Origin of the sequence: Providencia sp. PROV130, assembly GCF_028482225.1 — a bacterium.
In the GTDB taxonomy this organism is placed as follows: Bacteria; Pseudomonadota; Gammaproteobacteria; order Enterobacterales; family Enterobacteriaceae; genus Providencia; species Providencia rettgeri.
The window spans coordinates 64,169-84,379 of sequence record NZ_JAMPQC010000007.1 but is presented as its reverse complement, the minus strand read 5'-3'; the positions used below and the strand labels follow the sequence as shown (position 1 = coordinate 84,379).

19 protein-coding genes are annotated in these 20,211 nt (G+C 40.8%); 2 read left to right on the top strand and 17 right to left on the bottom strand.

Annotated features, from left to right (window positions below):
• Window positions 1-65: 65 nt before the first annotated feature.
• The 10 genes from cutC to PSF28_RS06530 all read right to left on the bottom strand — a co-directional run bounded on the left by cutC (window position 66) and on the right by PSF28_RS06530 (window position 10,185).
• The gene (cutC, locus tag PSF28_RS06575) at window positions 66-3,497 is read right to left on the bottom strand and encodes a choline trimethylamine-lyase (RefSeq protein WP_272684804.1); all 3,432 of its coding nucleotides are present in this window, start codon (window positions 3,495-3,497) and stop codon (window positions 66-68) included.
• A gap of 58 nt (window positions 3,498-3,555) precedes the next feature.
• Window positions 3,556-4,686, bottom strand: coding sequence for a 1-propanol dehydrogenase PduQ (locus PSF28_RS06570; RefSeq protein ID WP_210839009.1), 1,131 nt, complete (start codon window positions 4,684-4,686; stop codon window positions 3,556-3,558).
• Between the two features lie 7 nt (window positions 4,687-4,693).
• Window positions 4,694-4,951: a EutN/CcmL family microcompartment protein gene (locus tag PSF28_RS06565; protein WP_210839006.1), complete on the bottom strand. Its 258-nt coding sequence runs from the start codon at window positions 4,949-4,951 to the stop codon at window positions 4,694-4,696.
• A 26-nt stretch (window positions 4,952-4,977) separates the two neighbouring features.
• The gene (locus PSF28_RS06560; RefSeq protein ID WP_210839004.1) at window positions 4,978-6,612 is read right to left on the bottom strand and encodes an acetaldehyde dehydrogenase (acetylating); all 1,635 of its coding nucleotides are present in this window, start codon (window positions 6,610-6,612) and stop codon (window positions 4,978-4,980) included.
• A gap of 69 nt (window positions 6,613-6,681) precedes the next feature.
• Window positions 6,682-6,960 (bottom strand): BMC domain-containing protein, encoded by a 279-nt coding sequence (locus PSF28_RS06555; protein WP_004259063.1) that lies wholly within the window; start codon window positions 6,958-6,960, stop codon window positions 6,682-6,684.
• A 15-nt stretch (window positions 6,961-6,975) separates the two neighbouring features.
• Window positions 6,976-7,260 carry a BMC domain-containing protein gene (locus PSF28_RS06550; protein ID WP_042845468.1) on the bottom strand — a complete coding sequence of 95 codons (285 nt, stop codon included), beginning with the start codon at window positions 7,258-7,260 and terminating at the stop codon, window positions 6,976-6,978.
• A 20-nt stretch (window positions 7,261-7,280) separates the two neighbouring features.
• Window positions 7,281-7,559 (bottom strand): BMC domain-containing protein, encoded by a 279-nt coding sequence (locus PSF28_RS06545; RefSeq protein WP_004249182.1) that lies wholly within the window; start codon window positions 7,557-7,559, stop codon window positions 7,281-7,283.
• Window positions 7,560-8,175: 616 nt separating this feature from the next.
• A complete protein-coding gene (locus PSF28_RS06540; RefSeq protein WP_210839000.1) occupies window positions 8,176-8,694 on the bottom strand; it encodes a FidL-like protein in 519 nt (172 codons plus the stop codon).
• The gene (locus PSF28_RS06535) at window positions 8,691-9,533 is read right to left on the bottom strand and encodes a transcriptional regulator (RefSeq protein ID WP_210838998.1); all 843 of its coding nucleotides are present in this window, start codon (window positions 9,531-9,533) and stop codon (window positions 8,691-8,693) included. The genes PSF28_RS06540 and PSF28_RS06535 overlap by 4 nt, the downstream gene beginning before the upstream one ends.
• A gap of 79 nt (window positions 9,534-9,612) precedes the next feature.
• On the bottom strand, window positions 9,613-10,185 hold the full coding sequence (locus tag PSF28_RS06530) for a TetR/AcrR family transcriptional regulator (protein WP_210839021.1): 573 nt from the start codon (window positions 10,183-10,185) through the stop codon (window positions 9,613-9,615).
• A 302-nt stretch (window positions 10,186-10,487) separates the two neighbouring features.
• Between PSF28_RS06530 and PSF28_RS06525 the strand changes: the two genes are divergently transcribed.
• Window positions 10,488-11,045: an NADPH-dependent FMN reductase gene (locus PSF28_RS06525; RefSeq protein ID WP_109912649.1), complete on the top strand. Its 558-nt coding sequence runs from the start codon at window positions 10,488-10,490 to the stop codon at window positions 11,043-11,045.
• Between the two features lie 241 nt (window positions 11,046-11,286).
• Here PSF28_RS06525 and potD read toward each other — a convergent pair whose 3' ends face one another.
• From potD to potA, 4 genes are all read right to left on the bottom strand, one after another.
• A complete protein-coding gene (potD, locus tag PSF28_RS06520) occupies window positions 11,287-12,336 on the bottom strand; it encodes a spermidine/putrescine ABC transporter substrate-binding protein PotD (protein WP_109912650.1) in 1,050 nt (349 codons plus the stop codon).
• Between the two features lie 159 nt (window positions 12,337-12,495).
• Complete coding sequence (potC, locus tag PSF28_RS06515) at window positions 12,496-13,284, bottom strand: spermidine/putrescine ABC transporter permease PotC (protein ID WP_004907946.1); 789 nt, start codon at window positions 13,282-13,284, stop codon at window positions 12,496-12,498.
• On the bottom strand, window positions 13,281-14,144 hold the full coding sequence (gene potB, locus PSF28_RS06510) for a spermidine/putrescine ABC transporter permease PotB (protein WP_272684803.1): 864 nt from the start codon (window positions 14,142-14,144) through the stop codon (window positions 13,281-13,283). Before potB ends, potC begins: the two co-directional genes overlap by 4 nt.
• Window positions 14,131-15,240 carry a spermidine/putrescine ABC transporter ATP-binding protein PotA gene (potA, locus tag PSF28_RS06505; protein ID WP_004907942.1) on the bottom strand — a complete coding sequence of 370 codons (1,110 nt, stop codon included), beginning with the start codon at window positions 15,238-15,240 and terminating at the stop codon, window positions 14,131-14,133. The genes potB and potA overlap by 14 nt, the downstream gene beginning before the upstream one ends.
• 907 nt (window positions 15,241-16,147) lie before the next feature.
• On the opposite strand from potA, the gene PSF28_RS06500 reads away from it, so the two are divergent.
• A complete protein-coding gene (locus tag PSF28_RS06500; protein ID WP_272684802.1) occupies window positions 16,148-17,794 on the top strand; it encodes a fumarate hydratase in 1,647 nt (548 codons plus the stop codon).
• Window positions 17,795-17,935: 141 nt separating this feature from the next.
• On the opposite strand, the gene PSF28_RS06495 is transcribed toward PSF28_RS06500, so the two are convergent.
• The 3 genes from PSF28_RS06495 to PSF28_RS06485 form a co-directional block, all read right to left on the bottom strand.
• On the bottom strand, window positions 17,936-18,901 hold the full coding sequence (locus PSF28_RS06495) for a fimbrial protein (RefSeq protein ID WP_210840219.1): 966 nt from the start codon (window positions 18,899-18,901) through the stop codon (window positions 17,936-17,938).
• A 12-nt stretch (window positions 18,902-18,913) separates the two neighbouring features.
• Complete coding sequence (locus tag PSF28_RS06490; protein WP_004907936.1) at window positions 18,914-19,390, bottom strand: fimbrial protein; 477 nt, start codon at window positions 19,388-19,390, stop codon at window positions 18,914-18,916.
• An 85-nt stretch (window positions 19,391-19,475) separates the two neighbouring features.
• The gene (locus PSF28_RS06485; protein WP_210840218.1) at window positions 19,476-20,204 is read right to left on the bottom strand and encodes a fimbrial biogenesis chaperone; all 729 of its coding nucleotides are present in this window, start codon (window positions 20,202-20,204) and stop codon (window positions 19,476-19,478) included.
• Window positions 20,205-20,211: the final 7 nt, after the last annotated feature.

The window sequence follows — 20,211 nt, the reverse complement described above, 5'->3', positions numbered from 1 at the left end:
TAAATCAAAAATTATTATTGTTGTTATAAAATGGCAGGTATAGATTCATACCTGCCTACATGGATTTAGAACTTCTCAATTACAGTACGGCTAATAATTTCATCTTGAACCTCTTTACAGAGTTCAACGAAGTAGGCACTGTATCCTGCGACACGAACAATTAAATCACGATACTTTTCAGGCTCTTGCTGAGCTTTTTTCAGCATTTCGTTATCAACATAACTGAACTGCATTTGGCCGTTTCCTAAGATAGACGCAGTTCTCAGTAAGGTGATTAAGCCATGGCGGCCTTCTGGGGTGTCCAATAAGCCTTTTAAGAACTTAAAGTTATGCACCATGCCAATGTTCATCGTTTCAACATTCATTTTGCTGATTGATTTAATGATGGCAGTTGGGCCTTGTTTATCCGCACCTTGTGTCGGGCTGATACCATCCGATAACGGCATCCAAGCCAAGCGACCATTGGCACTCGCCGCGGTTAATTCACCAATTGGCGTATTGTTAGAGATGGATAAGGTTCCATGGCTCAGTGTTGAATACAGCATGTCGTACTTACGGCACTCGCGCTCTGTCCACTCCGTAATATCCAGCGCATATTGGTCAACGTAGTCATCATCGTTACCAAATTTAGGTGCATTTAAGCAGTCACGGCGTAGTTCGTCGTAGCCTTCAAAGTTTGCTAATAAGCCATCACGAATTTGCTCAAGTGTGTAGCGGCCATCTTCGTAAACCAATTTGCGAATAGCGACAATCGAGTCAACATAGGTCGCCAGACCAGAGAAAATCAGCCCTGGGCCGTGGTTGATCATCGCCCCACCCGCCGCAACGTCCTTGCCTTTTTCCATACAGCCTTCCACCAGCAAGGACATTAATGGTTTTGGTGCCACATCACGGTGAACACGTTGGCTGATGACGGTACCGATAGCGGATAAGCGAACAATATGAGCTATCTGCGCTTTCACAGCATTATCAAAGTCTTCGAATGTTTTTAGCTCACGTAAGTCACCGGTATCTAAACCTTGATAGCTATCGAATAACACCATGCGGCCACGGTTTAATACAAACTCAATCGCAATTGGCCATTGGGTATAACCGGTTGATGTCCATTGATAAATACGGCCTGATTTTTGTGGCTCTACACAGCCCATCAAGCAGTAATCACGTGCATCTTCAAAATCGAAGCCTTTACGCAGCATCATTTTGATGTGGGAATCATCGAAGTGACAGGCAGGGAAGCCCATACCGGCTTTCACCACATCAACGATTTTTTCCATGTATTTCTGTGGTGATTGGTTGTGAATACGACAGGCCAGCGATGGCTGATACACTTTAACAAAGCGAACCGCATCCATAATTAAGTAAGTTAAGTCGTTACATGCATCGCCGCCTGAGCGTTTTTGTCCACCGACCGTTAAGTTGATAAATGGCTGGTAACCCGCGAAGTATTTCGCGCCTAATTCGCTCGACATCCACATTAATTCCGCACATTTGATGATAAATGCTTGCATCATTTCTAATGCTTGGTCTTGGGTTAAGCAGCCTGTTTTGATGTCATTTTCGTACATCGGCAAGCAATATTGGTCGAGACGTCCCAAAGAAAGACCGGTTTGGTTTTCTTCAATTTCAAACAGTGACTCAACTGTCCAAATACTTTGTAATGCTTCTTGTAACGTGGCCGGAGGATTGGCTGGCACGTTTTCGTTAACTTGTGCGATAGTCAGTAATTCTTCACGGCGTTTTTGGTCTGATTCCAGCACCGCTAATTCGCGAGCATGAGCAGCAATACGATGTGAATAGGCAATAACCCCTTCACAGGTTTCGATTGACGCTTTATAAAAATAAATACGGTCAATGTCTTCTGGGTTTTCCATGCTTAACTCAGCCAGTTTCGCCTGAGCATCTGCTTTGATACCATTCATTCCTTTGGTGAATAACAGCACGTCATAACCCGGGCAAGTATCGCCGCCGCCATTGATTTGGTGATAAGACAAGTCACTGACAAAGGTTTCACCGCTGAATTCCCATACACCCGCTTCGCGGTATTGAGCTTCACAAATTTCATCCAGTGAACGGCCTTCCCAGAACGGGGCTATTTCCTCGCGGATCACTTTTTTGTCTTCTTCCGAGATAACGAACGGATCTTGTGGGCGAGTTCCCATAGTGTCGAGTTCTTCGACCACCCAGCGCCATGCGATATCTGGTGAGAAGGCGCCTGCACGAGGTGCACCACAAGGATGACCCACAATCAGTTCTTCTGGTTGAATTAAGATTGGCGCAGTTTCACAAGCACGGCGGAATGCTTTCGCACGCAATAAAATTGGCGGTAAACCAGGATTATTTTTGACAACATCAGTGAAAGCGAGTGCACGATAGATAGACACACTTGGGCGTGCTTCTAAGTAGCGATTACGCAGGCGCTGTAAACGAGGCGTCAAACCTTCCATCACTTTGAATTCAGTCTCAACTTGAGCCGCCGGCGCAACATAGCTGGCATTTGGCGCAGCATATTGCGGCTGAATGCTATTTTTTCCGCAATATAAACGGACTTTCAAACCATTATTGATAGTACTGATGTTTTCATGTGCGGATAACATCATGGCTGATAATTCGTTAATGCATACGCGCGGGTCATTTAGGTAAATGCCGTCTTTCAATGCATCGAACATTGGATAGCCATCAACTTGCTTGGTTGAGCGAACTTCAGAGAGTTCAGCCAGTTTCAACCATAAACTTTCTACAATTTCATAAGCTTGTGGTTGGGTCAAACAGCCTTGTTCAATATCACGTTGGTAGAATGGATAGACCGCTTTATCGAAACCCATTGGGTTAACGGCATAGCTACCATTTTCTAAATGCAGGATCAGTTGCAGTAAATAGAAAGCTTGGCACGCTTCTTTAAAAGTTTGCGCCGGTTTTGCCGGTACATTGCGTAAAATCGCTGCACTTTCTTGTAGCTCTGCACGACGGTATTGATTAGATTCTGCCGCGGCCATACTCTCTGCTTTGGATGCTAAAGCTTGTGCAAAATGAATAGCCGCATCACATGCGTAAATTGCCGAACGGCAGTTATTAGCCTCATCAATGCTATTGCGGCTAACTGCGCTACCAATGTTTCTAACTTTGTTCTCTAACTGTGCTTTGATAGCTAAAAAACCGATGTTTAATACCGCTAAGTAATCTGGTGCATCGATGGTGCTATCGCCAGCTAAAAAGGTATAAATACTGTGGCTGTTGATTTCATTTTCAGTATGAAAAATCGCTCCGCGAGGGGTCGATGATTGGCTGCCAATAATCAGCTCATCTTGAGCAATAAATGCAGGAAAGTGACGGATAAATTCATAAAAACGTTGTGCAGGTTTTATCGCCTGCGGTGCGCCAGACAGTTGGTTGCCAAGCGCTTCTAAAATATTGGCACGTTCAGTAATAATTGAGCTGTTGCGGGCACTTAAGCGTTCAGCCAGCATTTTTACGCGTGGGGTCAAAGCATATTTATTCATGTTAGCCTATCCTGATGTTCTTTCTAGTTTGTTGTTCATCACATAAAAGCGTTAACTGTTAAAAAGACTGTCTATACAGCACTTCCAGTTGCACCTTGCTCACATCCCGTGGATTGGTCGGAGTGCAGCTATCGCGCAATGCTTGCCCAACCATTTCCCCTAAACGGGCGTTAAAATCGAATTCATTAGTTCCGGTTGCTTGAATGCCTTTTGGCATATTCATTTCATCTTTCAATACGTTGATTGCCACAATTAGGCTTTCAACGCCTTCACGTATTGTTGAGGCAGGTAAACTTAAATTTTTCGCGAGATGGGCATAACGTTTTGCAGCTTCGTTATCGCATCGCCCTTCTAAATCCGCATTGAAAGCCACGACTTGCGCCATCAACAACGCATTAGCACGGCCATGAGGAATATGGAATACGCCGCCTAATGCATGGGCTAAGCTGTGCGTTATTCCCAGTGAGGCGTTGGTAAAAGCCATTCCCGCAATGCATGACGCGTTATGCATTTTTTCGCGAGCGACCAAATTGCTACCGTCGCGATAACAATCAATTAAATGACCGAACACTAATTGCACCGCTTTCTCTGCTAAGGCATCAGAAAAGTCAGATGCAGTGCGAGAAACATAGGCTTCTAATGCGTGACACAGTACGTCCATTCCGGTGTCAGCTGTAATAGAAGCCGGTACTGACTTCACCAGTGCAGGGTCTAAGATAGCCACATCTGGCAGCATGAATTCATCAACCAAAACCAGTTTTTCAGACTGGGATTTGATCACTGAAAACGACGTCACTTCTGAGCCCGTCCCACTGGTAGTTGGGATGGCAATAAACTGTGGTTTAACTCGATTAACGTCTTTTTTCGTGTGCCAGAGGGAGTAAATAACAGCTTTCGCAGCATCAATAACCGACCCACCACCCAGCGCAATCACCACATCCGGATATTGCATATCCATGATTTTCATGCCGTTAACAATGGCTGAAATATCAGGGTCTGGCTTAACATCATCGTAGATCGAAAATGTGATGCCACTTTGGGTTAGCCTGCGAGTGACTTCATCGGCTAAGCCAAACTTCACCATCGCTTTGTCAGTGACGATAAAGGCATGGTGAGCACTCATGTGTGAGATAAAGTCCAATGCATTCGCACCGAATTGAACTTTAGGTTTAATCAAAAACTGGTTCATGCTGTTTTTACTCCTTGGTATAAACCTTTTCAACAATGGCAACCACTGACATGGCTTTGTAATGGTCTTTATTCAAAGCAAAGTAAGCTTCAGCTAAAACAATGTCGTTAATACCTGCGCCAACACTGTCGACTGCCACATACGTTTTGTTTTTCAACGGTTCAAGGTCATCCCCTAGCTTGGTTACCATCAATAAGTTACTGCCGCTAAGTTCTTGGCATTTCTGCGTTGCAACAACATGTCCAACTACCTTTGCGAGGATCATGGTTTATACCGCCTTATTCCAATAAGTTACTTATTTAGGCGTCCGAGAACGGCCTTGATGATTTGCTCAACATTTTCTTCAGTAATATCACCTTGAGAAACCACTGCCTCAGCAATCGCAGCCGTCGTTGCCGTGCTGCCAAATCGGTCGTCGCCTGTTGGGTTAACCGTCACCGCTGACGTTGTCGCTGCAACAGGGTTACGGAAGCGGTTATCATCAAAAATGCTGACTTGCGGTTGATTGCCGGCTGCTGATACTACTGGCTGGGCAGAAGTACAAGACTGGGCAGGCTGCCTTAAATCATCAATAGAACGTACGCCATAACCGACTTTACGGATGTTCAGTAAGTTCATTGGGCCCACGTTATCTGAGCTAGAACCACCACCTACTGCGCCACAACCCAGTGTTAAGGCTGGTGTGATATTGGTTGTTGCCCCGATCCCACCAAGTGCCGCTGGGGTATTGATCAAAATACGATTAACCGGTTTTTCCAGAGAGAATTGACGAATAACATCTTCATTTTGTGTGTGGATAACCAAAGTATGGCCGAGACCTTCATTGGTCAGTAAGTCAACCACACGGTGGCAAGCTGACTGCCAGTCTTCTTCGATATACATCCCTAAAATTGGGCATAATTTTTCGCGGGAGTATGGGTTTTTCGGTGATACGGTGTCTTGCAAAGCAATCAACACACGTGTATTAGCCGGAACAGTGAAACCGGCTCGTTGGCTTAAAGTGATCGCATCTTTACCCACCACTTCTGGGTTGATGGTGCCGTTCGCTCTAAGTAACATTGAAGCCATGCGTTTCGCTTCATCTTCATTCATGAAATAAGCGCCTTGAGCGAGCAGTTCACGATGAACTTCGTTGTAAATGCAGCGTTCTACAATGATGGATTGTTCTGAAGCGCAAATGACACCGTTATCAAAGGTTTTACTGGTGATGATGTCACTCACCGCTTGTTTGATATTGGCGCTACGTTCAATAAATGCAGGGCCATTACCTGGGCCGCCACTAATGGTTGGTGTACCGGATGCGTAAGCTGCACGTACCATGCCCTCACCTCCCGTTGCCAAAATTAAAGAAACGTCTTTGCTGTGCATCAGCTCTTTCGTTGCTTCAAGAGTCAGCATCGTGACGCCATCCACAATACCTGCTGGTGCCCCTGCTTCTAATGCCGCTTTTTTGACAATCTCTAATGTACGAAAACTGCAGGCTTTAGCATTTGGATGAGGGGAAAAGACAATGGCATTACCCGCCTTTAAGGCAATCAACGTTTTATAGATGATGGTAGATGTTGGGTTGGTAGAAGGTACTAACGCCGTGATCACACCAAGAGGGACACCCACATCCATAACTTTGTTGATTTTGTCATCATTAATGATGCCAACGGTTTTGAGATCTTTAATGTGTTCATAAACACGCATTGAAGCGAAAGTGTTCTTCAGGACTTTATCTTGCCACTTACCGAACCCTGTTTCTTCATTGGCCATTTTTGCCAGCTCTTCTGCATGAAGTGCGGACTCAATCGCGATGTGCTTAACAATATTATCGATTTTTTCCTGCGAAAATGTCGCAAACTCTTTCTGCGCTTGTTTCGCGTTTCTAACTAGCTCTCTTGCCAGTTGTCTGGATTGCAGATCTTTGTCTAATGCAACCATGTCTTCCCCCGTATCGGAGCCAAAATTAATTCATTAACTTGTCGTGTTATTGGCTTATCAGCCAATCAGTTAGGCTTTGTGTTGTTGTGCAATTTTGCCAATATCGTTGTGTGGTCTCGCAATCACACGTGAAGTCACCACTGTCCCGATACGTTTTGCAGCCTCAACCCCTGATTCAACCGCGGCATTAACAGCACCGACATCGCCTTTAACCATTGCTGTTACCAGCCCTGAGCCGACATTTTCATAACCGATTAACTCGACATTTGCGGCTTTACACATGGCATCAGCAGCTTCAATACAAGCCACTAATCCTTTAGTTTCAATTAGACCAAGCGCTTCTTTCATAAGTAATTTCCTGTTTTATTCCGTGACTTTATACTGGGCAACGATTTTCTGAATATCACTATGAGGACGAGCGATAACCAGTGATGTCACGACGGTGCCAACGCGAGAGGCAGACTCAACACCTGAATCCACAGCAGCTTTCACCGCACCTACATCGCCTTTGACCATGGCGGTAACTAAACCTGACCCAACATTTTCATAACCAATCAGCACAACATTTGCGGCTTTACACATCGAGTCTGCAGCTTCGATACACGCCACTAACCCTTGAGTTTCAATAAGACCTAATGCGTCACCCATGTTTTTTCCTCCGGAAAAAGTTATGCCTTATGCTTAATAACGATTTTGTTTATATCGTTGTGTGGACGCGCAATGACGAGTGAAGTCACCACTTCACCAACGCGCTGTGCTGATTCAACACCTGAATCAACAGCCGCTTTGACTGCACCCACATCGCCTTTAACCATGGCGGTAACGAGGCCTGAACCGACATTTTCATAACCAATTAGCTCAACATTTGCCGCTTTGCACATGGCATCAGCCGCTTCGATACAAGCCACCAGACCTTTGGTTTCAATAAGACCTAATGCATCACCCATTGTTGTTTCCTCCGAGAAGCCTTCTTTGTTTTTCTTTACCTTCGATATTCCAAGCTAATGTGTCCGAGTACATATCCCTTGAAGTATCTGGGTAATCATTTACGCCAATGGTGTCTGCGCGGTGATCTATTGAACGCAACCTTTGGCTTCAAACCCACTATAGAACCGAAAAATAAAAACAAAATATAAATCCACAAAACATAGATATTTAGTGTTTTAATCTAAAAATTAGAGTGAATTATTAGACCATTTACATATCCATGCTAAAAAAATCAAAAATTCACGTATCTGTATTGCTGATAAAAAAGGGCTAAACACCAATTTAGCGTTAGCCAAATAGATTGTTAACAAAATATTATTGGGCTGATAAAGGGGGGTAATTTATGAAATGATAACTGTGGGTTTGCTCACTCGGTTATAAGCTTTGCCTACTATCTGGTGTCCACGAATTAAATTCTATACAAGAGGTAAATCAGCAATCATGATGGCAACTCACAGTGAGTTTATGAATACGAACATTTGTGAATACGATAAAAAGAAAATAAGAGGAAGGGATATTGCCAGTTAACGGTGAAGTGAACGGCTTCACCACAAAGCTTATTTTAATGAGGGTGAATTAGTCAAATTTACTGCCGGGCTTTAATGTACAGATGTAAAGAGGAGAATTAATTGAACTGAGTAATAAGGCTTTATCATTGAGCTTTTGGGCATTAAGAAATAGGCCATCATGGCTATCTGACATTTCTCTCATAAAGTAATCAAATATCACATTTGGTGATTCATCAATAGAAGAAGCACTCGCTTCCCACTGGCTAATATTATAGTGACGCTCTGTTGGGGAAACTCGTTTTGTTGTGTAACTAAATTTCACATAGCGTTGTAAATACAACCATCCCGCTTTGGAGTCGGTATAACCTTCTACTACAATTGATCCTTTTCCATTCGCGCCAAAATTGAAGTGAATATTGCCATTAACGTTTTCATCTTTCATGTTTTCAAAACGCATGATGCCTTTCGTGGAACACACCATTAAACCATCTTGTTTATTTGAAAATAAAACCGATTGAGTGTAAATCACTACAATAATAAATAGTAAAAAGCTCAGTAAGCATAATACTTTTCCTGATATCTTCATGATGGTTTCCAAGAATAGTAAAAGTAATTATCGCAATAGCTAAAGGGATTGTCTTCATTGACTGCGCAATGCGCTAGGAACACTCGCCCCAGTCCATTTGTTTGCAGTTTATCGCCATAGAAAAAAACAAATCGTTCTTTCTCAACACATTCTAGATTTAAGTTATCTCTTACTTTATCAAAGTTTTGTACATAGTTTAGTGCTACGGTGTTATTGATCATTTTTTCATTCGATAACACATCACAATTAGTATGCTCAAGTACCGTCATGTTAATCGGCACTGACGGTTGGTTTGATAAATAAGCCATCGTCGCGAGTAAAACAGAACACAATAAAAAAGCACCACTAGCGAGATACCAACAAATTTCTTTTTTTTCTGGCGTCAATGTTGATTCTATTCTTTGGGGATCTTTAGGGACAGAAATGGGTTTGGGAATTGGAGATAAAACAACCGCTGCTGCTTCTATTTCACTTAAGCTAGTTATTAATTCAGTTTGAGGAATTTTAATATCATCAATTAATTCAAGGGAAATATCGGAATTAAATTCTAATCGCCCACGAGCGACTGTTACAATAATATTTTCAATACCATATGGCCGAAATGCTTTTCTTAATATACTTAGGTATTGGTTTAAATTACTGTTCGATGAAACTAATCCATTATCATCCCATACTGCTTTTAATACCTCATCTCGAGAAACAACGCCTCTGTGTTGAATAAAGTAAAACAATAATGCATTGGCAGTTATCGACAGCTGCGTATCCACCTCATCTTCTTTTAAAGATAAAGTGCCATCAACTGCATCATATAGAATGAAAGCATTGATTTTATATTTCACTGTCGCCTCATGTGCTTATTTTATGAATAAAATTGCACTACTGTTATTATTGCTATTTTTACTTATGCGCTATTTTTACTTATGGAATTTGTTCAAATGATATTGCTGTTAGCCGACTAACAATCGCATCGCGTTCTTGCTGTGATAATGTTTCTCCCTCAGTCAATGACGAAAGCCATAACCCATCCGCTGCATAACGTACTAACGCCCCTAAATAACTGTTATCAAACTCATCGCCCTTCGCCAAATGATTGGTTACCCAATCTCGCCAGCACTGACGTAATACGGGCTCAGTTGGCATCGCTAAGGACAGTAAGGCAAGTTGAAAACTTTCATCAGACGCTTTTAACTCACCAATATAGTGCAAATACGCACGAGAAAACCGTCCATAAGCATTTTTGTCATTCTCCATAATGATACTTATCCGCTCATCCATAATTTCTAGCAATTGAAGGAAAAGGGCATGAATAAGCTCTTGTTTGGAGGGGAAATGGTGCATCAACCCACCTTTACTCACACCCGCTTCCCTTGCTACCGCATTGAGAGATAGTGAAGAAATGCCTTCTCTGCCTGCAATAATGCGAGCAGCTTTCAGTAGCTCCACTTGAAGCTTGATTGGGTCTTTTTTTCTATGCTGTGCGGATTTATTCATGCGATGAATAATACCGACCAGTCGGTATGTTTCATTTTGACTAAAATCAAGTAACCCTGATTTGTTCATGGGTAAATCTAAATAGTGGAAGAGGACTCACAATATCGAATTATGAGTAGTTGTAAACCCATAGTTAATTTAAAAATATCAAATTTTTTTGATACTCATTGACTTAATTAATTTAACTTAGTTTTGCACACATTTAGATTATGATGTTTAATGATAACAACGAAATAAAATTCTGAAGAAGTAATATCGGTTTGCAATATTCCTAATTAACTATCCGTGAAAGAGGTTTTATCATGTCAAATCAATACAATATTGGCGTTATTGTTGGTAGCTTACGTGCTGATTCTTACAATTTAGTTGTCGCTAAAGCCATAACTAAATTATTCCCCGCGAATTTCACGTTTAACTTTATCAATATTGGTGAACTACCTCTCTACAACCAAGATGCAGACCAAAATGTGCCCTCAGTTGTGGCCAATTTTAAATCTCAAATTAAAGCTTGTGATGGCATTATTTTTGCCACCCCTGAATATAACCGTTCAATGCCTGGCGTATTGAAAAATGCAATAGACCAAGGTTCTCGTCCATGGGGAGATAACTCGTGGGATGGTATTCCAGCAGGCGTTTTAGGTGTTTCTATTGGTAATATCAGCACAGCAATTGCCCAACAGCACTTACGCAACAGCCTGGCATTTTTAAATATGCCGACCATGAACCAGCCTGAGTGTTTCCTAAAATGGTATGACGGTATGGTCGATGAACAAGGTAACATCTCACCAAAAAGTAAAGATTTCCTACAACCGTGGGTAGATACCTTTGTGAAATTTGTTGGCCATAATGCCAAACATTAGCCATTAAAAAAGCATCACGATTGTGATGCTTTCAGACTGCTGCCAAACCTATTATGTTTGGCAGTAAGTCTAATAGGTTTTGAAAATAAATTAGGAAAATCAATTTATTGATTTTCAGCTGATAACACAAAGCGGGAAAAACCACGCTTTTATCGCGCTTTGTCAACAACCTCAAGGCATCACGATTGTGATGCCTTTGTTTTATCTTCAAACACTATTTGGCTTACTACTAAAACAGCAATTAACGCCCTGCTTTGAGCTTTTGGAAATACTCTTCATACAGGATATTGGTATTCCCCACATCGCTTTGCCATTCGCCTTTTTGCAGAACTTCTTCACTTGGATAAAGTGATGGGTCATTGGCAATTTCAGCAGGTAATAATTTTTTAGCGGCTAAGTTTGGTGTTGGGTAACCAATAGATTCAGCCACTTGAGCCGCAATTTCTGGACGCAATAAGAAATTAATTAGCTTATGAGCCCCTTCCACATTTTTTGCATTGGCCGGGATCGCTAAACTGTCCATCCAAAAAATTCCGCCTTCTTTTGGCCATACCACTTCAATTGGTAAGCCTGCTTGCCGTGCAACGAATGCAGAGCCATTCCATAACATACCGACATCCACTTCACCTTCAATAAATGGCGTCGCTGGGTTGTCAGAGTTAAAGGCTAGAATATTTGGACGTAATTTTTGTAGCTCTTTATACGCCTCTTCAATTTGTTTCGGGTCAGTGGTATTACCTGAATAACCTAACTTGGTGAGTGCGACTTGGAAAACTTCCCGTGCATCATCCATCATCAGCAAGCTATTTTTATATTCAGGTTTCCAAAAATCCGCCCATGAGGTAACAGATTGTGGGTCAACCGCTTCACCGTTAATTCCGATCCCTGTAGCTCCCCAAATATAAGGTACAGAATAATCATTATTCGGGTCGAATTCTTTATGAATTAAGTTTGGATCAAGGTTTTTAAAATTGGTCAGTTTGCTTTGATCAATTTTTTGTAGCATCCCTTCTTTACTCATTTTGGCAATAAAATAAGTCGAAGGTACCACCAAATCATAAGCCCCTTCTTTATAGGTCTTTAACTTGGTATACATACTTTCGTTTGATTCATAGGTGGAGTAAATCACCTTGATGCCCGTTTCTTTGGTGAATTGCTCTAATAAACCAGGGGGAACATATTCTGTCCAGTTATAGAAATACAGTACGTCTTTGTTATCGTCAGCGGCAGTTGCCGTGCCAATACTTGCAGCCATTAACCCTGCTGCCAGTAGATAGGACCATTTTTTCATTACTGAGTTTCCCTCAACAAAGTGTTTTTCATCCCTATATGCATCAAGTAACCACTTGAATTATTTAGGGTATATATCTTATAGGCTAAATGAAGCCCACCCTCTCGCCGCATGGCATCAAAAAGGCGCTGTTATAGAAAAACCAGCGCTACCAATCGTTTATGATCTCGCTTTTTTCGAGTATTTATCCCGCATCACCCATTGACTTAAACAAACAAGTAGCAAGGACATAATCAACAACACTGTCGCCAAAGCATTTACTTCTGGGGAAACCCCAACTTTTACCATTGAATATATTTTCAGTGGCAAAATTTCATAGCTTGGCCCCGTGACAAATGACGAAACCACCACATCGTCCATCGACAATGTAAAGCTCAGTAACCATCCTGCCACAACCGCGGGTAGCGCTAATGGCAAAATGATTTTTCTTAAAATAGTAAACTCACCCGCACCAAGGTCACGTGCTGCTTCTAACATCTTCACATCAAAATCTTTCAGCCTTGCATAGACCGTCACCACGACAAACGGCAGGCAAAAGGTAATGTGCGAAAATAATAACGACCAAAAACCGAGCGAAACCCCAAGGATCATAAATAGAACCAATAATGAAATCGCCATAACGATATCAGGGGACATCATTACCACAAATAACATGCCACCGACGAATGGTTTTCCTCTAAAACGATAGCGAAATAATGCGACAGCAGTGAGTGTGCCAATGGCTGTCGCGAAAGTCGCTGACAAAACCGCCATAGTTAATGAATGCCCTGCGGCTTCTAATAAGCTATCGTTATTACTTAGTAGCTCATACCATTTGGTCGAAAACCCTTGCCACTGAATACCAAAACGCGATTCATTAAAGGAATTAACAATCAAAATGATGATTGGAATATAAAGATAAGCGTAGATGATGGCCATAAAGCCACCACGCAGAGTACGTCCGATCATTCTTCATATGCCTTTTTATTCAGAAGCTTAGCTGCCCGGTAATACACATACAGCAATAACCCCATCATCGCCGTGAGGAAAATGCTGGTTGCTGCCCCGAATGGCCAATCTCGAATATTTAAGAACTGGCTCTTAATCACGTTACCAATCAGTAGATTTTTCGCACCACCCATTAAATCCGCCACATAGAACAGCCCCATTGCAGGTAATAAAACCAGCAAGCAACCTGCAATAATTCCTGGCATCGTTAAAGGAATGATGATTTTTACAAACCGTTGAAATTTATTCGCTCCGAGATCCTTTGCAGCTTCTATATATGACTTATCCAACTTTTCAATACTTGAATACAGTGGCATCACCATAAACGGCAACAATATATAGATAAGGCCTAATATTACGGCCTCAGGTGTATACATAATTTTCAATGGTTTATCGATAACACCAACCCACAGTAAAAAGTCATTTAAGTACCCTTTGGTACTAAGAAAAACTTTTAACCCGTAAATACGAATCAATGAATTGGTCCAAAATGGCACAATTAACAAAAATAGCATCAACGGTTGTATTCGTTTAGGTAACCTTGCCAATATAAAGGCAAATGGGTAGCCGATAACCAAACAGAAAAAGGTTGCTATCACCGCCATATTGAGCGAGTGCAACATGACCTCTGCATACATCGGGTCAGACAAGCGAACGTAGTTATCCCATGTGAAAACTAAGTCAACTAAGTTGGTATCACTGCGCGTCAAAAAGCTAGTGCCAATAATCATAATATTAGGCAAAAAGACGAACAGCAGCAGCCAGGCGACCACCCCGGTGATAATAACATTCTGCAAAATTTTATGCTTACGAATGATCATCCAGAACTACCTCCCAACTTTCAACCCAAGTTACAGCAACTTTTTGGTTAAGGGAGTGGTCGACATCGGGGTCATCTTCATTGAAGAATTCGCTTACCATGACAATTTTGCCATCTTCCATTTCAACCACTGAATCTAACGTCATGCCTTTATAGTTACGCTCACGAACGTAGCCAATCAGCCCCGGATAGTTATCTGCATCATTCACCTCTTCAACACGTAAGTCTTCAGGACGTAATAACACACTAACGTGCTGCCCTTCTTTGACAGAGAGCTCGGTAAAAATATCGCATTCGTGGCCTTCAACATTGGCACGAATACGTTTATCATCAATGCGATACAATACTTTCGCATCAAAAATATTAATTTCACCAATAAATTGAGCAACAAACAGGTTTTTTGGTTCCTCATAGATTTCACGAGGTGTGCCGTCTTGCTCAATTTTCCCTTCACGCATTACAATGATTCGATCAGACATGGCTAAGGCTTCTTCTTGATCGTGAGTCACAAAAATAAACGTGATCCCCAGTTTTCGTTGAAGCGCTTTTAGCTCATTTTGCATTTGTTTGCGCAGTTTGTAATCAAGCGCAGACAATGATTCATCCAGTAATAGGACTTTCGGGCGATTCACTACTGCACGGGCTATTGCCACACGCTGTTGTTGACCACCAGACAGTTGGTTGGGTCTACGCTCAGCAAAATCTTCTAGCTGCACCATACGTAAGGCTTGATCGACACGTTTTTGGATTTCAGCCGCAGGCGTTTTTTGCATGCGTAGGCCAAATGCCACGTTGTCGAAGACTGTCATATGAGGAAATAAAGCGTAGCTTTGGAATACGGTATTTACAAAGCGGTTTTCCGCTGGAATATCCGTAATATCTTGACCATCAAGAATAATTTGACCATCATCGACATCTTCCAGCCCAGCAATAAGACGTAAAACCGTCGTTTTACCGCAACCAGAAGGCCCCAGAATGGTCAAAAACTCACCGTTCTGAATGGTTAAGTCAAGCTCAGAAATAATTTGTTTGCCATCAAAACCTTTACTTAAAGATTTTAATTCAATGAGTGGTGTCAGAGAGGTTGTCTCAGTCATTTATTATACACTCTATCCCTAGGAATAATGCAGATAGAACCGCCACCGTTAAAGACTGTATAAGCTTGTCGGAGGTTTACTCTGTCAACTTAAGTAACATGAGTAAATAATTTTCCCCAGCAAAGCCCAAAACCAGCAGCGCCATTTAAACTTCATAAGGCATGCATGATAAACACTGTTTTTGCAAATTGAAAGCCATTTTCGCAACTTCGTTTGCCTTTCATTATGAATTCTCAATAAATAAAACAGATTCTTGAGAAAAATAAGCCACATAGCGATATTTAGAATCAGTTTGCCTATATCTATAGATTTGTATGATACATTAAAGAGTGAAACTAAAGTCAAATCCAATAGAATTCATAGAGTTAAAATGATTCATAATAAAAATAATAATAATCATGGAATTAATAATTTTTATTATTTTAATAATTTTTAAATTCATATATTGAATATATAAACTTTAATATTCTACGCACAAGAAAAATGTAATAACTATTTACCATAATGAAATAGTCAATTTTTGATGCGAATTATATCCAATAGATATATATCGCGATTACACATAAAAAAACCAATAACTGGTAACATCTATAACAAATAATTAAAGTCGTAGTTAATAATATTATTATGTGATTTAAATCTAACTTTCATTAATCCTTACTTTTTATCTCAATAAATTTAACCAACATCATATTATTCTCTGCATCTCTTTGAATATAATAATCAAATTGATATAATTTCAAACTAAACTGTAACTTTTAGTAACTTATTTTGTATTTTTTGTTTCATTATTACACTTATAAATTTTACTTTGTATCTTTCGAGTTAAACCAATTAAAGAATAAACATAAGCCTACGGGTGATTATTTTTGGAAATTCCACTGAAATTAATATGTGAGTGAGCAAAATGGCCAATAAAGCGTTTTTTTACCAAGAACCTTATCCATTATCTGAGGATAAAACCGAGTATTTCCAAGTCTCTGATAAATATGTTTCTGTAGAACAATTTGCAGGCAAGCAAATTTTAAAGATTGAACCTGAAGCATTAACCCTCCTTGCAGAACACGCAATTTATGAATCCCAGTTTTTTTTAAGGGCTGCGCACCAGAAACAAGTCGCGGCTATCTTACAAGACCCAGAAGCCAGCGAAAACGACAAATATGTGGCACTGCAATTACTTCGCAACGCTGAAATTTCTGCAAAAGGTATTTTGCCAAACTGCCAAGATACCGGCACTGTTGCGGTTGTTGGGAAAAAAGGCCAACAAGTTTGGACAGACTGTGATGACAAAGAGTACCTGTCACGAGGGATTTATAACGTCTTCCAACACGAAAACCTGCGTTTTTCGCAAAATGCACCACTAGATATGTTTAATGAAGTCAATACAGGTACAAACCTGCCAGCACAGTTTGACATTTTTGCGACTACAGGTGATGAATATCACTTCCTGTTTGTCAATAAAGGCGGCGGTTCTGCAAATAAATCAGCGCTTTACCAAGAAACAAAAGCAACATTAACGCCTGCTAAGTTAAAAAATTTCTTAATTGAAAAAATGAGAAATTTAGGAACAACAGCTTGCCCACCTTATCACATTGCCTTTGTTATCGGTGGCACCTCTGCTGAAACAACACTGAAAACAGCCAAACTTGCCTCTGCAAAATACTACGATAACCTGCCAACCACGGGTAATGAATATGGCCGCGCTTTCCGTGATATTGAGCTAGAAAATGAGTTATTAGAAGCGTCACGTCATCTTGGCTTTGGCGCCCAATTTGGTGGTAAATATTTTGCTCACGATGTGCGTGTTATTCGTTTACCTCGTCATGGCGCCTCTTGCCCAATCGGTTTAGCCATTTCTTGCTCGGCTGACCGAAATATTAAGGCTAAAATCACCAAAAGCGGTTTATGGCTTGAAAAAATGGAGCATAACCCAGCCCAATACATTCCTGAATCTATGCGTCACCAAGCTGAAGGAAAAGTGGTGCATATCGACCTCAACCGTCCAATGAAAGATATTTTGGCTGAGCTAAGTAAACACCCTGTATCGACCCGTGTTTCCCTCAGTGGACCCCTTATTATTGCTCGAGATATTGCCCATACCAAGCTTAAAGAACGTTTAGATAGCGGCGAAGAATTACCACAATACTTTAAAGACCACATGGTCTATTACGCAGGACCAGCCAAAAAACCAGAAGATATGGTTTCAGGTTCTTTAGGCCCAACAACGGGTAACCGAATGGACCCCTATGTTGACCTGTTCCAATCCCACGGTGGTAGCATGATAATGTTGGCGAAAGGCAACCGAACTCAAGCGGTAACCGATGCATGTAAAAAACATGGCGGTTTCTACTTAGGTAGTATCGGTGGCTCAGCAGCAATACTGGCGCAAGAATATGTGAAAAGCTTAAATTGCCTTGAGTACCCAGAATTAGGCATGGAAGCGATTTGGAAAATGGAAGTTGAAGGGCTGCCGGCATTCATTCTCGTTGATGACAAGGGCAATAACTTCTTTGAGCAAGTCCAAAATGAGACTTGCAGTAAATGTGTTAAATAATATTTGCCACTCTAGCGCAATGGAATGCGCTAACTTTCGTTAGCCTGTATGACTATGTTACATAGCCATACAGTTACACAGTAAAAGAGCAGGCCAAAAACCCGCTCTTTTATTATCATTTACATCAATTCATCACTAACATCAATAGTAGTTAATTCGAACAATGGTTGAGGCGTTAAATCCTCCTGTTTTCACCGTTCCCGCCTTTTTAATAGTTGCACTATAATCACGCGTTACTGATGTACTTCCTTGCGGTAAGCTGCCGAAAAATTGGAAGTAATTAAATTTTATCTGATTACTTTTATCATCCATAATTGTCAAATTGGTTCCGTTTTTCAAATCAATCGCATATTCGCCATTTAATGGATCGGTTGTTTCAAAATTGATATTCATCGAGAAGTTATCAAGACAGCCTCTTTTCACTGCTTGAACTTGAAAATCCTTTTTAAATTCTTTCCCTTGATTCAATTCTGTGATCATTAACTGGCCAAAATCAATTTGTTGTGATTCTGGGAAAACTTTAATATCCGCACCGCATTTTAAGAAACGGATCCCCCGTAACCCAGATATTGAGTAGCGTAAGTTTTTCGCTCCCGGTGTTGTATTGATCCCCCCGCTTCCATCGAATTGAAAAACGGTAAATTGGTTATCACCTTCATAGTTCCCTGATGGCGGGACCGTACCTGTTACCTTAATATATAAAGTAAATGTGACAGTCACAGTGACGCTTTGCTTACCACTGATTGGCGGTGTTCCCAAGCTGACTTTTTGTTTATCATGCTCCAACTGCTCACCTTGATAGTTGGCACCAAGTAGTAACCCTGTCCCTAATTTTTGTGATGTCGGGTTAAAATACATATGAACAACGTCAACCATGTTACCAAGTACGTTATCGCAATAAACGGTGACGGTTAATGGGTCAGATTGCCAAATAATTGTTCCCGCAGGTGTATCTGAAGGAATCGCTAATTGCCCAACAGGTACCGCAGGTTTAATGACGACTCCTGTCCCAGCTTCAACACAATCTAAAGCAAATGTTTTTGGGCTAATAAAAACGAACAGAAATAAAATATAAAAACCATATTTTTGAATAAACGTGTGTATCATGATTTATACACCTTATATGTAAGTAATATTTAAGGTAATTTGCGTTTTAATATTACCCACTGTTAATTCATTTCTTGGCAGATAACTCTCTAGCATGGAATAAATCGTAATTTGCTGGTTATCATCAAAATAGATGGGATAACTGCGGTATTCTCCATTAGGAACAATATTGCCATCTTTATCCATTAAACGAATGCCATAGCCATTTAGAATGGTTTTACCACCAAATAAATTGCGGTCTGTACTTTCAGTTGGCTCTGAAATAAACATGATCCGGACAACCGGATCTCTATCATCGCGATCACGTTTTGGAAAAATGCAGTCATCAAATTTCAATTTGATTTCATGCTTAGGGCTTCTGTCCCCAATTTCATTAAAGTAATTCAGAGATATTGGCCCTAATTCAATATTTTGATCTATCGAGTAAAATGAAATCTTACAAGGTAATGCCACCACATTTCCCGTAAAATTAAGATCACCTCTCATCATGCTACTATCTGCATAAGCTTGGCTGGTGCATAGCGATAGCATAAAAAGACATATTGAAAAGTAGCAATTTCTCATATCTAAAATCCTATTGGCTCTCTTTTGACAACTGGCAGGTTGATGCAGTGCATTGGTAAGTCAACATTTTCATACCACCGTAATCATCCATATACCCGGTATATAGCTGATTAAAACTACTTGATGGCACAGGGACACTTTCTTTAGAAAGCGGGGCTATCATGACACTTTCAAAACCAGGAAAGTTTTTCTGGTTGGTATTACTGAGGTAACCAAGAGTCACGTAATATTTAGTTGGATTTTCAATTAATAATTGCCCACCTGTATGCGTATATTTCAGCTCTTTAGCCCATACTTTGTCGCTATTATTTTCGATTTGATGTGGTCGATAAAACATTTTTAGACGGCTTTGAATCGCAATCTGAACAACATTTTCTTTATCTGCAACAGGGGGAATTTCGCGCACATTTAAATAGAACAGCGATTCTCTATCTTGTGGAAGAGCATCAATTCCTTCCGTTTTAATAATTTTTATCTGGTTTTTAGCATTCGGTTCGACACGTTGCATTGGAGGTAAAACTGTAAAAGGTTCAGAAATCTTATTCCCCTTTTCGTCTTCCATCCAAGATTGAGCTAAGTAGGGCATTGTTTTACTTTGGTTATTAATAACCAAACTCATTGATTTATCTTTGCCTGGAAAAATAATCCGTGTACGGTCAATATTAATTGCAGCAGACGCAACTTGCATGCCGACAAAAACTAATGAAAATCCTAAAGCTACTACATACTTTTTACTCATACATCAT

What these genes read in the sequence shown, in the direction of transcription:
- cutC (WP_272684804.1), bottom strand. Translation starts at nt 3,497, where the DNA reads ATGAATAAATATGCTTTGACCCCACGCGTAAAAATGCTGGCTGAACGC.
- PSF28_RS06570 (WP_210839009.1), bottom strand. Translation starts at nt 4,686, where the DNA reads ATGAACCAGTTTTTGATTAAACCTAAAGTTCAATTCGGTGCGAATGCA.
- PSF28_RS06565 (WP_210839006.1), bottom strand. Translation starts at nt 4,951, where the DNA reads ATGATCCTCGCAAAGGTAGTTGGACATGTTGTTGCAACGCAGAAATGC.
- PSF28_RS06560 (WP_210839004.1), bottom strand. Translation starts at nt 6,612, where the DNA reads ATGGTTGCATTAGACAAAGATCTGCAATCCAGACAACTGGCAAGAGAG.
- PSF28_RS06555 (WP_004259063.1), bottom strand. Translation starts at nt 6,960, where the DNA reads ATGAAAGAAGCGCTTGGTCTAATTGAAACTAAAGGATTAGTGGCTTGT.
- PSF28_RS06550 (WP_042845468.1), bottom strand. Translation starts at nt 7,260, where the DNA reads ATGGGTGACGCATTAGGTCTTATTGAAACTCAAGGGTTAGTGGCGTGT.
- PSF28_RS06545 (WP_004249182.1), bottom strand. Translation starts at nt 7,559, where the DNA reads ATGGGTGATGCATTAGGTCTTATTGAAACCAAAGGTCTGGTGGCTTGT.
- PSF28_RS06540 (WP_210839000.1), bottom strand. Translation starts at nt 8,694, where the DNA reads ATGAAGATATCAGGAAAAGTATTATGCTTACTGAGCTTTTTACTATTT.
- PSF28_RS06530 (WP_210839021.1), bottom strand. Translation starts at nt 10,185, where the DNA reads ATGAATAAATCCGCACAGCATAGAAAAAAAGACCCAATCAAGCTTCAA.
- PSF28_RS06525 (WP_109912649.1), top strand. Translation starts at nt 10,488, where the DNA reads ATGTCAAATCAATACAATATTGGCGTTATTGTTGGTAGCTTACGTGCT.
- potD (WP_109912650.1), bottom strand. Translation starts at nt 12,336, where the DNA reads ATGAAAAAATGGTCCTATCTACTGGCAGCAGGGTTAATGGCTGCAAGT.
- potC (WP_004907946.1), bottom strand. Translation starts at nt 13,284, where the DNA reads ATGATCGGACGTACTCTGCGTGGTGGCTTTATGGCCATCATCTACGCT.
- potB (WP_272684803.1), bottom strand. Translation starts at nt 14,144, where the DNA reads ATGATCATTCGTAAGCATAAAATTTTGCAGAATGTTATTATCACCGGG.
- potA (WP_004907942.1), bottom strand. Translation starts at nt 15,240, where the DNA reads ATGACTGAGACAACCTCTCTGACACCACTCATTGAATTAAAATCTTTA.
- PSF28_RS06500 (WP_272684802.1), top strand. Translation starts at nt 16,148, where the DNA reads ATGGCCAATAAAGCGTTTTTTTACCAAGAACCTTATCCATTATCTGAG.
- PSF28_RS06495 (WP_210840219.1), bottom strand. Translation starts at nt 18,901, where the DNA reads ATGATACACACGTTTATTCAAAAATATGGTTTTTATATTTTATTTCTG.
- PSF28_RS06490 (WP_004907936.1), bottom strand. Translation starts at nt 19,390, where the DNA reads ATGATGAGAGGTGATCTTAATTTTACGGGAAATGTGGTGGCATTACCT.
- PSF28_RS06485 (WP_210840218.1), bottom strand. Translation starts at nt 20,204, where the DNA reads ATGAGTAAAAAGTATGTAGTAGCTTTAGGATTTTCATTAGTTTTTGTC.